At 73.8% G+C, this 12,405-nt stretch carries 14 protein-coding genes; 7 read left to right on the top strand and 7 right to left on the bottom strand.

The window, feature by feature from the left end; translation table 11 throughout:
• Nucleotides 1–391: 391 nt before the first annotated feature.
• Together AC29IT_RS07710 and AC29IT_RS07715 are read left to right on the top strand one after the other, a co-directional pair.
• Entirely contained in the window at nucleotides 392–1,672 is a 1,281-nt protein-coding gene (locus tag AC29IT_RS07710; protein ID WP_488218272.1) for an APC family permease, read from the top strand.
• 7 nt (nucleotides 1,673–1,679) lie between these two features.
• Nucleotides 1,680–2,348 carry a DUF402 domain-containing protein gene (locus tag AC29IT_RS07715; RefSeq protein ID WP_488218273.1) on the top strand — a complete coding sequence of 223 codons (669 nt, stop codon included), beginning with the start codon at nucleotides 1,680–1,682 and terminating at the stop codon, nucleotides 2,346–2,348.
• Nucleotides 2,349–2,517: 169 nt separating this feature from the next.
• On the opposite strand, the gene AC29IT_RS07720 is transcribed toward AC29IT_RS07715, so the two are convergent.
• Nucleotides 2,518–2,817, bottom strand: a complete 300-nt coding sequence (locus AC29IT_RS07720; RefSeq protein ID WP_358432779.1) for a hypothetical protein — start codon at nucleotides 2,815–2,817, stop codon at nucleotides 2,518–2,520.
• A 145-nt stretch (nucleotides 2,818–2,962) separates the two neighbouring features.
• Between AC29IT_RS07720 and AC29IT_RS07725 the strand changes: the two genes are divergently transcribed.
• The 3 genes from AC29IT_RS07725 to AC29IT_RS07735 all read left to right on the top strand — a co-directional run bounded on the left by AC29IT_RS07725 (nucleotide 2,963) and on the right by AC29IT_RS07735 (nucleotide 5,556).
• Nucleotides 2,963–4,063, top strand: a complete 1,101-nt coding sequence (locus tag AC29IT_RS07725; protein WP_488218274.1) for a branched-chain amino acid aminotransferase — start codon at nucleotides 2,963–2,965, stop codon at nucleotides 4,061–4,063.
• Nucleotides 4,064–4,184: 121 nt separating this feature from the next.
• Nucleotides 4,185–5,264 carry a WD40/YVTN/BNR-like repeat-containing protein gene (locus AC29IT_RS07730; protein ID WP_488218275.1) on the top strand — a complete coding sequence of 360 codons (1,080 nt, stop codon included), beginning with the start codon at nucleotides 4,185–4,187 and terminating at the stop codon, nucleotides 5,262–5,264.
• A 10-nt stretch (nucleotides 5,265–5,274) separates the two neighbouring features.
• Complete coding sequence (locus tag AC29IT_RS07735) at nucleotides 5,275–5,556, top strand: MoaD/ThiS family protein (RefSeq protein WP_358432785.1); 282 nt, start codon at nucleotides 5,275–5,277, stop codon at nucleotides 5,554–5,556.
• A 7-nt stretch (nucleotides 5,557–5,563) separates the two neighbouring features.
• Here AC29IT_RS07735 and cobS read toward each other — a convergent pair whose 3' ends face one another.
• From cobS to AC29IT_RS07760, 5 genes are all read right to left on the bottom strand, one after another.
• Nucleotides 5,564–6,298: an adenosylcobinamide-GDP ribazoletransferase gene (gene cobS, locus AC29IT_RS07740; protein WP_358432787.1), complete on the bottom strand. Its 735-nt coding sequence runs from the start codon at nucleotides 6,296–6,298 to the stop codon at nucleotides 5,564–5,566.
• Nucleotides 6,299–6,323: 25 nt separating this feature from the next.
• On the bottom strand, nucleotides 6,324–7,430 hold the full coding sequence (gene cobT, locus AC29IT_RS07745) for a nicotinate-nucleotide--dimethylbenzimidazole phosphoribosyltransferase (RefSeq protein ID WP_488218276.1): 1,107 nt from the start codon (nucleotides 7,428–7,430) through the stop codon (nucleotides 6,324–6,326).
• Nucleotides 7,431–7,463: 33 nt separating this feature from the next.
• Nucleotides 7,464–8,018 carry a bifunctional adenosylcobinamide kinase/adenosylcobinamide-phosphate guanylyltransferase gene (locus AC29IT_RS07750; RefSeq protein ID WP_358432791.1) on the bottom strand — a complete coding sequence of 185 codons (555 nt, stop codon included), beginning with the start codon at nucleotides 8,016–8,018 and terminating at the stop codon, nucleotides 7,464–7,466.
• Nucleotides 8,019–8,100: 82 nt separating this feature from the next.
• Nucleotides 8,101–9,084, bottom strand: a complete 984-nt coding sequence (locus AC29IT_RS07755) for an aldo/keto reductase family protein (protein ID WP_358432793.1) — start codon at nucleotides 9,082–9,084, stop codon at nucleotides 8,101–8,103.
• A gap of 79 nt (nucleotides 9,085–9,163) precedes the next feature.
• The gene (locus tag AC29IT_RS07760) at nucleotides 9,164–9,802 is read right to left on the bottom strand and encodes a DUF3043 domain-containing protein (protein ID WP_358432795.1); all 639 of its coding nucleotides are present in this window, start codon (nucleotides 9,800–9,802) and stop codon (nucleotides 9,164–9,166) included.
• 259 nt (nucleotides 9,803–10,061) lie between these two features.
• On the opposite strand from AC29IT_RS07760, the gene AC29IT_RS07765 reads away from it, so the two are divergent.
• Nucleotides 10,062–10,424, top strand: a complete 363-nt coding sequence (locus AC29IT_RS07765) for a HesB/IscA family protein (RefSeq protein WP_224955307.1) — start codon at nucleotides 10,062–10,064, stop codon at nucleotides 10,422–10,424.
• Between the two features lie 53 nt (nucleotides 10,425–10,477).
• On the opposite strand, the gene AC29IT_RS07770 is transcribed toward AC29IT_RS07765, so the two are convergent.
• Nucleotides 10,478–10,693: an RNA-binding S4 domain-containing protein gene (locus AC29IT_RS07770; RefSeq protein WP_358432797.1), complete on the bottom strand. Its 216-nt coding sequence runs from the start codon at nucleotides 10,691–10,693 to the stop codon at nucleotides 10,478–10,480.
• 245 nt (nucleotides 10,694–10,938) lie between these two features.
• On the opposite strand from AC29IT_RS07770, the gene AC29IT_RS07775 reads away from it, so the two are divergent.
• Nucleotides 10,939–12,390, top strand: coding sequence for an alpha-amylase (locus AC29IT_RS07775; protein WP_358432799.1), 1,452 nt, complete (start codon nucleotides 10,939–10,941; stop codon nucleotides 12,388–12,390).
• Nucleotides 12,391–12,405 lie beyond the last annotated feature (15 nt).

Here is a 12,405-nt window from a genome sequence, read left to right on the forward strand (position 1 = left end):
GTGTTTCCTCCGGGCGGTGTCGCCATCGATGGGGTGTCGGACGCGGGAACCGTCCCCGGCCGGCCTGACCTGCTCGGCGGCCGTCCCGCGACCGCCACTGTAGATCGGGTGGGCCGCGGTGGGTCCGACAGGCGGTTGCGGGGACCGACCGCGCCGCACGCCCGAGCTTAGCGCTGCGCCGATCAGTGCCAGCGGTTTTCCCGCGGCGGAGCGCGTCGGCGGGGGAAAGCGCACCGGGACGGGCCGGTGCCGGTGCGTAGGCTGGGGCGTCGCGGACCCGGGTGCGACCGGCCGCGCGGTGCCCGCCCGGGCCGCCGCCGCGGACGCCTCCCGGTCGGCGTCGACCGGCAGGCGGCTGCCGGTGGGGACCGCGTTCTGCAAAGGTGGGCGAGTGGGGCAACAGGTCGCGGAGCAGCAGGCGGACGCCGGTGCTGGGGCCGCCGCGGACGGACCTAGGCGAGCGATCGGTTCGGCGTTGCCGCTGGTGCTCGGCGGGATGCTCGGTGCCGGGCTGTTCGTCGGCATCGCCCCCGCCACCCTCGCCGCCGGACGGCTGCTGCCGCTGGCCGTGCCGCTGGTGCTGCTGGCGGTGGCGTGCTGCGCGCTGGCCTCCGCGCACCAGTCCGCCAGCTACCGCGGGCCCGGCGCCGGGTACGCGTGCATCCGGGCGCGGCTGGGCGTGCTGCCCGCCCGGTTCGGCGCGGCCACCGCGCTCGCCGGGCAGGTCGCGGCGCTGGCCGCCGTCGCCGAGGTGATCACCCAGCACGCCATGCCCACCGCGCCGCCCGCCATCGCCGCCGCGATCGTGCTGTTCGTCGTGCTGGCCGCCACCGCGGGACTGCGCATCCGCGGTGCCGCCGCGTGGGTGTGGGTTCTGCTCACGCTGGCCGTGGTCGGGCTGGTCGTCGCGGTGTGCTTCGCGATCGAACCGCCCGCGGGGCTGCCTGCCGGTGCGCCGCGCGGCGACGGGGCCATCGGCATCACCGGCGCGGCCGGGGTGCTGTTCTTCGGCTTCCTCGGCTTCGAACGGCTCACCGCCCCCGCGCAGGAACGGGACCGGTACCGCGGCAAGGTCGTGAAGTGGGGCGTGATCGTCGCGCTGGCGGTGACCGGCGCGGTGGTGCTGCTGCTGTCGGCGGCGCTGCTGCACCAGCTCGGCCCGGCCCGCCTCGCGCTGTCCGGGCAGCCGGTGCTCGACGCGATGGACGCGGCCGCGGGCGGCTCGCTGCGGCCGCTGGTCGGGACCGCGGTGGGCCTGGCGCTGTTCCCGGTGCTGCTGGGCATCCTCGAATCGCTGCGCTCCACCGCGCTCGCCGTGCAGCGCGACCAGGACCTGCCCGCCGCGCTCGGCCGGACGAGCCGCGCGGGCACCCCGTACCTGCTGGACCTGTGCGCGGGCGTCGCCGCCGCCGTGGTCGCGCTGCTGGTGCAGCCCGCCGCGGCGATGGCCTTCGCTTCCTGCTGCCTGCTGGTGCACCACGCGCTGGCCAACGCCGCCGCGCGGGTGCTGCTCGCCGACGACCAGGTGTGGCGGATGCGGTCCGCGTGCCTGGGGATGGGATTGGCCGTGATCCTGGCCATGAGCATGCCCGTCCATGCGATGCTCGGAACGCTCGTGGTGGTCATCGCGGGCCCGCTGCTGGCGGGTCTGGTCTCTCGGCGCTGGAGTTGAGGTCGGCATGCTCGAACGCGGTCCCGAACGTGGTGCTCGGCCGGACCCCGCCCCGCAGCGGTGGGAGCCCGGATCGGACATCCTCTACCGCTTCTGGCGCCTCGACGGCTCGCTCGGCACCGTGCACCCGGCGCGAGTGGTCAGCGACGAACCGGACCGGCTGCTGTGCTGGGTGCTGCCGGGGACGCCGATCCGCATCACCACCTCGCCGGACGGCCGGAAACCGCGGGAACTGCCGCTGCACGAGCGGTTCTCCGGAACCCGGGTGCCCGCGCTGTCGGTGTGGCACACCACGGCCACGCTGCGGCTGGTGTTCGCCGAGCACTGGTCCTCGGTGTGGTGGTTCTTCGAAGCCGACGGCAGCTTCCGCAACTGGTACGTGAACCTGGAGGTGCCGCTCGGGCGGGACGCCACCGGCGTCAACCGGGTGGACGGGGTGCTCGACCTGGAGGTGTTCCCCGGCGGGAAGTGGGCGTGGAAGGACGAGGACGAACTCGACTCCGCGCTGGCCGCCGGGCGCATCGACCAGCTGCGCCTGGACCGGCTGCGCGCGGAGGGGGAGCGGATGGCGGACCTCGCCGAACGCGAGCGCTTCCCGTTCGACGGCAGCCACTGCGAGGCGCGGCCCGACCCGCGCTGGGCGCTGCCCGAGCTGCCCGCGGACCTGGTGCGCTGAACCCGGTCGGAAGCAGCGCGCTTCCGGACTCGGGGCGGGCTCGGGCGCGCGCCGGAACCGGGATCAGGGGGCACACCGGGATTCAGCGCCGGTCCGAGGTTCCAGCGCCGGGCCGGGATTCAGCCCCGGAAGCGCTCCGGATCCGGGTCCGAGCCGGGATCGAACCCGATCAGGGCGCCAGCGCGAGGAAGAAGAACAGGCCGAACACGGCCGTGAGCACCGCCAGCCCGCCGACCTGCCCACCGCGCAGGTCCTTCGGGAACAGCGTCTTGTGCTTGCCGTACCACCAGAAACCCCACCAGGCCACGCCCGCGCCGCCGACGATCGCGCCGAACCACCCCAGCCAGGCGTAACCCCACAGCACGAGCAGCCCACCGCCCAGCGGCAGCAGCAGGCCGAGCGCGGCCGCGAGCGTGTCCTGCTGGACCGTCGTCGGTCCCGGCACCGGCAGGTTCTCCTGGTCACCCATGGCCTCATCATAGAGGTCCGAACGGATCACCGGTACGCCTCCGGGCAGACCGTCCGGAACGGGTTCGAGCAGCCTCCGACACTAGGAGGACCGACCGATGGCACACCGGTTTCCACTGTTCCGAGGCGCGCGATACGGTACGGGCATGACAGAACTCTCGTTCTCCCGGATTCCCAGTTCGCATCCCGCCACCGAGGCGCACCGCGCGGACGTATTGGCGAATCCCGGGTTCGGGAAGTTCTTCACCGACCACATGGCGACGGTGCGGTACTCCACCGAACGCGGCTGGTACGACGCCAAGATCGAGGCCTACCACTCGCTGGAGCTCGACCCGGCGACGACGGTGCTGCACTACGCGCAGGCGATCTTCGAGGGCTTGAAGGCCTACCGGCAGCCCGACGGCGCGATCTCCGCGTTCCGCCCGGAGCAGAACGCCCGCCGGTTCCAGCGCTCGGCGCAGCGCATCGCGATGCCGGAGCTGCCGGAGCAGGTGTTCCTCGACTCGCTGCGGGAGCTCGTCGACGTCGACCGGGCGTGGGTGCCGGAAGCGGGGGAGAGCTCGCTGTACCTGCGGCCGTTCATGATCTCCACCGAGGTCAGCCTCGGGGTGAACCGCCCGGCCAGCGAGTACCTGTACGCGGCGATCGCCTCGCCGGCCGGTTCGTACTTCGCGGGCGGCGTCAAGCCCGTCACGGTGTGGCTCGGCCACGAGTACGTGCGGGCCGCGCCCGGCGGCACCGGGGCGGCGAAGTTCGCGGGCAACTACGCGGCCTCCTTCGCCGCGCAGGCGCAGGCCGTGGAGAACGGCTGCGACCAGGTGGTGTGGCTGGACGCGGTGGAGCGGCGGGCGGTCGAGGAGATGGGCGGGATGAACCTGTTCTTCGTCTTCGGCACCGGCGCGGACGCCCGGCTGGTCACCCCGGAGCTGTCCGGCAGCCTGCTGCCCGGCGTCACCCGCTCCTCGGTGCTGGAGCTCGGCGCCGACCTGGGCATGGCGGTCGAGGAGCGGCGGATCACCACCGACGAGTGGGAGAAGCGCGCCCGGTCCGGTGAGCTCACCGAGGTGTTCGCCTGCGGCACGGCCGCGGTGATCACCCCGGTCGGGCACGTGAAGCACCAAGACGGCGAGTTCACCATCGCCGACGGCCAGGCCGGGACGGTGACGATGCAGCTGCGCGACCGGCTCACCGCCATCCAGCAGGGCACCGCCCCCGACCCGCACGGCTGGATGGTCCCGCTCGCCTGAGCCCCGTCCACCCGGCGCCCTCCTCGTTCCGCGAGGAGGGCGCCGTTGCTTTCGGCCCGGGCGGGATGTCGGTGCCCCGGCGTAGCTTCCGAGTGACCTGGAACACGCACAGGGGGCGGTCATGTCGGATCGAGTACTGCTGCTGATCGGCACGCGCAAGGGCCTCTGGCTGGCGCGCCGCGAACGCGGGGCCTGGGAGGTGACCGGGCCGCACCTGCCGATGGCGGAGCTCTACGCCGTGGCCGCCGACACCCGGGGCGCGCCGCGGCTGCTCGTCGGCGCCTCCAGCACGCACTTCGGCCCCAGCGTCGTCACCAGCGACGACCTCGGCGCCACCTGGCAGGAACCGGACGCGGCACCGATCGCGTTCCCCGCGGACACCGGGGCGGCCCTGGAACGGGTGTGGCAGCTCGCGCCGGGGCCCGCCGACCACCCGGAGGTCGTCCACGCCGGGGCCGAACCGTCCGCGCTGTTCCGCTCCGAGGACCGCGGGCGGACGTTCCAGCTGGTCCGCGGGTTGTGGGACCACCCGCACCGGGAGCGCTGGGAACCCGGGTTCGGCGGGCAGGCGGTGCACACCGTGCTCGCGCACCCGCACGACCCGTCCCGCGTGGTCGTGGCGATGTCGGCGGGCGGCGTCTACCGCACCGAGGACGGCGGGACGAGCTGGCAGGCGAGCAACCGGGGCATCAAGGCCTACTTCCTGCCGGACGAGTACCCGGAGTTCGGCCAGTGCGTGCACAAGATCGCCCAGCACCCGGCGAAGCCGGAGCGGTTCTTCCTGCAGAACCACCACGGCGTGTACCGCAGCGACGACGGGGCGGCGAGCTGGCGCTCCATCGCCGACGGCCTGCCCAGCGACTTCGGCTTCCCGATCGTGACCCACCCGCACCGGCCGGACGTGGTGTTCGGGTTCCCGCTGACCGCGGACGCGACGCGCTACCCGCCGGACGGGCGCTGCCGGGTGTACCGCAGCGAGGACGCGGGCGAGACGTGGACCGGGCTGTCCGAGGGGTTGCCCGAGCGGTTCTGGTCGGCGGTGATGCGCGACGCGCTGTGCACCGACGACGCCGACCCGGCCGGGGTGTACTTCGGCTCCCGCAGCGGCGAGGTGTACGCGGGCAGCGGGGACGGGGAGCGCTGGGAACGGGTGGCCGAGCACCTGCCCGACGTGCTGTCGCTGCGCGCGATGAGCTGGTGAGGTGGTGGCGGTGCGGGTGACGGTGGTGCTGCCGCGGCTGCTGCGCGAACACGCCGGTGGACGGCAGCGGCTGGAGGTCGAGCCGGCGGAGGCCACGCTGGCGGGCGTGCTGGACGTGCTCGGCGCCCGGCACCCGGCGGTCGAACGCCGGTTGCGGGACGAGGCCGGTGGCCTGCGGCGGCACGTCAACTTCTACCTGGACGGGGAGGAGTGCCGGTGGCTGGACGGCGCCGGTTCGGCGGTCCGCGACGGCACCGAGATCCGCGTCATCCCGTCGGTCGCCGGGGGCTGACGGGTGCTCAGCCGAGCACGGAGACCGCCAGGACCAGCGTGGTGGTGAGTTCGGCGGCGGCGCCGAGCACGTCGCCGGTGATGCCGCCGAAGCGGCGCCGCACGTGCGCGGTGAACCCGAGCAGCACCGCGCCCGCCAGCAGCACGGCGACCGCGCCCGACCAGGGAGCCGCGAGCGCGCCCCCGGCCGCCAGCACCAGCCACCAGCAGGCCACCAGCCACCACGGCTGGGTGCCCGCGACCAGCGAACCCATGCCCTCCGGACGTGCGGCGGGCAGCCCGCGGCGGCAGCAGAGCACGAACGCGCCCCGGCCCGCCGCGCACGCCAGCACCACCACCGCCCAGCGCCCGCCGGCGGCGAGGTCGGCGAGCGCCACCGCCTGCACGCCGACCGCGACGATCAGCGCGACCACCGCGAACGGGCCGGCACCGCCGTCGCGCATCACCGCCAGCGCCCGCTCCGGCGGGCCGTAGCAGCCGAGGCCGTCGACCGTGTCGGCCAGCCCGTCCACGTGCATGCCGCGGGTGACCAGCACCAGCGCCGCCACGGTGAGCAGCCCGGCCAGCAGGGCGGGTGCGCCGAGCGCGGTCAGCGCCCACAGCAGCACCGCGCCGAACCCGCCGACCAGCGCGCCCACCAGCGGGGCGAGCGCGATGGCCTGGCGGCAGGCGCGGTCGTCGACCTCGCGGGCCGGCAACGGCAGCACCGTCAGCCAGGACACCGCCAGCAGCAGCCCGTTCACCGGGCCGCGGCCTCTCCGGGGCAGGTCACAGCTCCTGGTCCTCCGGGTCGGGCCCGATGGCCTCCGCGGGGGTGGGGCCGCCGACGCCCGCCTCGCCGAAGGTCGCCATCTCGGCCAGCACCCGCACCGCGGCGGACAGCACCGGCAGCGCGGTGACGGCCCCGGAGCCTTCGCCGAGGCGCATCTCCAGGTCGAGGATCGGGCTCAGGTCGAGGTGTTCGAGCACCAGCGTCCCGCCCGGTTCGGCGGTGCGGTGCCCGGCCAGCCACCACTGGCGGGCACCGGGCGTGAGCTCCTCGGCGACCATCGCGGCCGCGCCGACGACGACGCCGTCCAGCAGCACCGGCGTCCGGCGCACCGCGGCCTGCGCGAGGAACCCGGCGAGCGCGGCGATGTCCGCGCCGCCGCTGGTGCGCAGCAGCGCCATCGGGTCGTCCAGCACCGGCCGGGCCCGGCGCAGCGCGTCGCGGATCGCGGCGGTCTTGCGCATCCACGCGTTGTCGTCGATGCCGGTGCCGCGCCCGACCACCGCGACCGGTTCGATGCCGGTGAGCGCGGAGATGAGCACCGCCGCCGGGGTGGTGTTGCCGATGCCCATGTCACCCGCGATGAGCAGGTCCGCGCCGGAGTCGATCTCCTCGTCGGCGACGGCCTTGCCGAGTTCGACCGCGGCCCGCGCCTCGTCGTCGGTGAGCGCGTCCTCCCGGTCGATGGCGCCGGAGCCGCGGCGGATCTTGCGCCCGGACACCGCGGGCGGCGTGTCGGCGTTCACCGCCACGTCCAGCACCCGCACGGTGGCGCCGTTCGCCCTGGCCAGCGCGTTCACCGCGGCGCCGCCGTCGAGGAAGTTGCGCACCATCTGGCCGGTGACCTCGGCGGGGTAGGCGGACACGCCGTGCTCGGCGACGCCGTGGTCCCCGGCGAAGATCACCACCCGGGCGCGTTCGAACGGGCGCGGCGGGCAGCTGGCCTGGCGGCCCGCGACCCACACCCCGAGCTCCTCCAGCCTGCCGAGCGAACCGGCCGGTTTGGTGAGCTGCTCCTGCCGGGCCACCGCCTGCCGCCGCGCCTGCTCGTCCGGCGGCGGCACGGCGCCGAACCGGACCGGGGTGTTCTCGGGTGCGGTGGACAAGGGGTTACCTCCGGGGTCGGTGCGGGCGGGTGGTCAGCGCAACCGGAGCGGGACACCCGCGACGAGCAGCAGCACGGCGTCGCAGCGTTCGGCGAGCCGCGCGTTGAGCTCGCCGAGCCGGTCGCGGAAAAGTCTTCCAGAACTCGTGGCGGGCACGATGCCGAGCCCGACCTCGGCCGAGACCAGCACCAGCCGGGAGGCGCAGCCCGCGACGGCCTCGGCGAGCGCGGTGCAGTGCGCCGCGACGGCGTCGAGCGCGGCCGGATCCCGGTCCCAGGCGCCCGCGTCGTCGAGGACCCCGGTCAGCCAGGTCGCGAGATCGTCCACCAGCAGCGCGGGCCCGTCCGCGGGAGCGGTGCGCAGCAGTTCCAGCAGCACCGCGGGATCGCCGGCTTCGGCGGTCGTCCAGGTCGCGGGCCTGCGGGCGACGTGCGCGGCGATCCGCTCGGTCCACTCGGCGTCGTCCGGGTCGTGCCGGGAGGTCGCCACGTAGCGGACGGGCTCGTCGGCGCCGAGCAGGCCTTCCGCGTGCGCGGACTTCCCGGAGCGGGCCCCGCCGAGCACCAGGGTGCGTGCGGACGCGGCCACCGGTGAACCTCCTGCGATCGGGTGAACGACTGCGGGAACCGTACCCGGCCGGGCAGTGCGCCGGACCGGGCACGGGGGACCGCTACGAGCGGGTTTCCCGCGGATCGGCGGTGACCAGGTCGCCGAGCACCTCGTCGATCCGGTCCAGCACGTCCGCGCCGAGCTCCACGCCGGAGGCGGCGACGTTGTCGGCGACCTGCTCGGGCCGGGAGGCGCCGACGATCGCCGCCGACACGTTCGGGTTCTGCAGCACCCACGCGATGGCCAGCTGCGCGGTGGACAGGCCCAGGTCCGAGGCGACGGGCTGCAGCCGCTGCACCGCGGAGAGCACGTCGTCCCGCATCCACCGCGAGATCATCTTGGCGCCGCCGCCCTCGTCGGTGGCGCGGGAGCCCGCGGGCGGCTGCCGACCCGGCAGGTACTTGCCGGTGAGCACGCCCTGCGCGATGGGGGAGAACACGATCTGCCCGATGCCCTCGCGCTCGCTGACCGGAACCACCTGGGATTCGATGACGCGCCACAGCATCGAGTACTCCGGCTGGTTCGAGATCAGCGGCACCGACAGCTCGCGGGCCAGCTCGGCACCGCGGGTGAGCTGCTCGGCGGTCCACTCGGAGACTCCGATGTAGAGCGCCTTGCCCTGCCGCACCAGGTCGGCGAAGGCGGTCATCGTCTCCTCCAGCGGCACCGACGGGTCGAACCGGTGGGCCTGGTAGAGGTCGACGTGATCGGTCTGCAACCGGCGCAGCGAGGCGTTGCAGGACTCGATGATGTGCTTGCGCCCCAGACCGCGGTCGTTGGGGCCCTCGCCGGTGGGGAAGTAGACCTTCGTGAAGATCTCCAGGCCTTCCCGGCGCTGTCCGGCCAGGGCCCGGCCGAGCACCGATTCGGCGCGGGTCTGGGCGTAGACGTCGGCGGTGTCGAAGGTGGTGATGCCCGCGTCGAGGGCGGCCCGCACGCAGGCGTGCGCGGCGTCCTCCTCGACCTGGGAGCCGTGGGTGAGCCAGTTGCCGTACGCGATCTCGCTGATGGACAGACCGCTGTTGCCGAGACGTCGAAACTCCATGCCCGGACCCTATGCCGCGCGCGGCTCCGGCGGCATCCGACGAGGGCGCCGGACGATCGGGCCCGGGATCCGGCTCGGATCAGCCGATCTTGTGGAAGTCCTTCGGGGTGAGCCGCGGCCGCGGCACCCGCAGCCTGCGCAGCTGCATCGCCCGGGTGAACGCGTACCAGCCCAGCGACAGCGGCCGGTCGGTCGCGTCCGGGAACTTCGCGCGCACCCGCTTGTTCACGGCGCGGCCCAGCAGCGTGCCCTCGAACAGCATCGTCAGCAGCAGCACCAGGCACACCAGGGTGGCGTACTGCTGCACGAGCACGTTCTGCACCAGCGTGGTCACGAACACCACCAGCACCAGCGGCATGAACATGCCCATCATGTGCCTGCGGGTGTCGACGATGTCGCGCACGTGCGCGCGCACCGGCCCGCGGTCGCGGGGCATCAGGTAGCGGTCGTCGCCGGCCATCATGCGCTCGCGGCGTTCCCGCGCGGCCTTGCGGCGCTCCTCCTTGTTGCCGCGGGCCCGCTTCATCGCCTCGCGCTGCGTCTTCGGCGGCGGCGCGACCGGGCCGCGGCGGCGGGTCTCGGCCTCGCGCCGCTTCGGAGTGGGCCTGCCCTTGCCGGGAGTGCGGTCGCGGGCGGGTTCCGCCGCGGCCTGGGCGCCCTCGGTGGAAGCGTCGTCGGTCGCGGTCTGCTCAGCGCTGCTGCGGCGAAGGAACCTCACCCCTCCAGGGTATTCGACGCCACTCGGCCGGGCGCACGTGACCGCGTGTTCGCCGCACCGCGGCGGGGCCGCCGGAACGGGCGCGTCCGGATGCGAGGACGTTCACGTGGTTCCGGGCCGGGTCTGTGCCACCATGGAGGCTGGTAGACCAACACGACTCGCCTCCCGAGTCGCCCCTCCCCGGCGGGGAATACCTCGGGTCGGCGCCGACGTTGGACGTCACGCCGGAAGCGGACGAGCGAGACCTCTAGGGAGAGTCATGACCGCCCAGACGACGACCGAGAGCGAGGCGCCCTCGCACGGTGTCACCCTGACCGACTCCGCGGCGCAGAAGGCCAAGGCGCTGCTGGAGCAGGAGGGCCGCGACGACATGCACCTGCGCATCGCCGTCCAGCCCGGTGGCTGCGCCGGCCTGCGCTACCAGCTGTTCTTCGACGAGCGCTCGCTGGACGGCGACGCCCGGCGCGGCTTCGAGGGCCTCGACGTGGTCGTCGACCGGATGAGCGCCCCGTACGTGGAAGGCGCGGTGATCGACTTCGTGGACACCATCGAGAAGCAGGGCTTCACGATCGACAACCCGAACGCGGGCGGCTCCTGCGCCTGCGGCGACTCGTTCCACTGACCTGACACTCGAACGGCCCGGTTCCCGCGGGGAGCCGGGCCGTTCGCGCGCCGTCAGGGGGCCACGACGATCCGCACCTCCTCGTCGCCGAGGGCGATCCGGTCGCCCGGGGCGAGCTGGCGGCCGCGCCGGGTCTCGACCTCGTCGTTGACCTGCACCTCGCCCTCTTCCAACAGGGCCTTCGCGTCGGCGCCGTGCTCGGCGAGGCCGGCCAGCTTCATCAGCTGGCCCAGCCGGATGGTGCCTTCCCTGATCTCCACATCACGCATGGCCCGCATTCTCCGCCGGAGGGCTGGGCGGTCCGCGGCCACCGGTCGCGAGTAGCGCGGCTCACGTCGGGGCGGAGGGGTGCCCGCCGAGCTCGGCGAGGTTCGCCGCGACCTGCGGCGGGACGCGCTCCTCGGCTCCGGTCCGGGTGAACGAGCAGGTCAGCGCTGGTGCCAATGGCGCATTGACTGGACGCGGGAAAGAACATGTGATCGACGGACACCTGCTCAATCGAGAAAGTTGTCCGATGCCTCTACCCGCATACGCCCTAGCGGTGGCCCTCGTCGGCTCGTCCGTCGTCCCCGCCGCCGGGGCCACGGCAGCGCCCGCCGCACCCGAACCGGCCGCAGCACCCGTGGCCGGACCGATCGTGCAGATGTTCCAGTGGCCCTGGGATTCCATCGCGCAGGAGTGCCGCAGCACCCTCGGCCCGAAGGGCTTCGGGGCCGTGCAGGTGTCCCCGCCGCAGGAGCACGTGCAGCTCGACGGCGAGGACCACCCCTGGTACCAGGACTACCAGCCGGTGAGCTACCAGCTGGAGAGCAGGCGCGGGAACCGCGACCAGTTCGCCGGCATGGTCTCCGCCTGCAACGACGCCGGGGTGCAGATCTACGCCGACGCGGTGGTGAACCACATGGCCGCCAGCGACGCGGTCGGCAGCGCGGGCACCACGCACGAGAAGTACGTGTACCCGGGCCTGTACAGCGACGCGGACTTCCACGACTGCCGCCGCGACATCGCGAACTACGACGACAAGGACGAGGTCCGCAACTGCGAGCTCGTCGGGCTCGCCGACCTCGCGACCGAATCCGACTACGTGCGCTCCGCCGAGCAGGGCTACCTGAACGACCTGATCAGCCTCGGCGTCTCCGGTTTCCGGGTGGACGGCGTCAAGCACATGCCGCCGGAGGACGTCGGCGCGATCTTCGGCGGGCTGGACGAAGTCCCCGGCACCGGCGCGAAGCCGTACGTGTTCCAGGAGGTCATCGCCGACCAGGCCACCTCCGCCGGGGAGTACGCGGACAACGGGGACGTCACCGAGTTCGCCTACCACCACGAGGTCAGCGAGGCCTTCAAGAACGGGTCGCTCGCCGGCCTCCAGGACCTGCCGGACCGCATGACGCTGCCGAGCGACCAGGCCGTGGTGTTCATCGACAACCACGACACCCAGCGCAGCGAGCCGACGCTCACCTACAAGGACGGCACGGCCTACGACCTGGCGAACGCGTTCATGCTCGCCTACCCGTACGGCACCCCGCAGCTGATCTCCGGGTTCGCCTTCGACGATCCGGACGCCGGGCCGCCCAGCGACGGCGAGGGCCGCACGAACCCGGCGAGCTGCTCCGACCAGGCGTGGGTGTGCGAGCACGCGCGGCCGATCATCGCCGGGATGGCCGGGTTCCACCGCGAGGTGCAGGGCGCGGAGCTGACGAACTGGTGGGACGACGGGTCCGGCCGGGTCGCGTTCGGCCGCGGCGACGCCGGGTTCGTGGTGCTCAACCGGGAGGACGCGGCGATCGACCAGCAGTCGTTCCAGACCTCGCTGCCCGCCGGGACCTACTGCGACGTGCTGTCCGGTTCGCTGCAGGACGGGTCCTGCACCGGCGGGACCGTGGACGTCAACGAGGACGGCTGGCTGACCACCTCGGTGTCCGCGAACTCCGGTGTCGCGCTGCACGCCGGGGCGAAGCAGAGCTGACCTGCCGCGACGAGA

This window comes from Saccharopolyspora sp. MMCC62 (assembly GCF_057736575.1).

Coding starts and splice junctions, on each gene's coding strand:
- AC29IT_RS07755 (WP_358432793.1), bottom strand. CDS start 9,084: ATGGAGTTTCGACGTCTCGGCAACAGCGGTCTGTCCATCAGCGAGATC.
- AC29IT_RS07725 (WP_488218274.1), top strand. CDS start 2,963: ATGACAGAACTCTCGTTCTCCCGGATTCCCAGTTCGCATCCCGCCACC.
- AC29IT_RS07775 (WP_358432799.1), top strand. CDS start 10,939: ATGCCTCTACCCGCATACGCCCTAGCGGTGGCCCTCGTCGGCTCGTCC.
- AC29IT_RS07730 (WP_488218275.1), top strand. CDS start 4,185: ATGTCGGATCGAGTACTGCTGCTGATCGGCACGCGCAAGGGCCTCTGG.
- AC29IT_RS07715 (WP_488218273.1), top strand. CDS start 1,680: ATGCTCGAACGCGGTCCCGAACGTGGTGCTCGGCCGGACCCCGCCCCG.
- AC29IT_RS07720 (WP_358432779.1), bottom strand. CDS start 2,817: ATGGGTGACCAGGAGAACCTGCCGGTGCCGGGACCGACGACGGTCCAG.
- AC29IT_RS07770 (WP_358432797.1), bottom strand. CDS start 10,693: ATGCGTGATGTGGAGATCAGGGAAGGCACCATCCGGCTGGGCCAGCTG.
- AC29IT_RS07765 (WP_224955307.1), top strand. CDS start 10,062: ATGACCGCCCAGACGACGACCGAGAGCGAGGCGCCCTCGCACGGTGTC.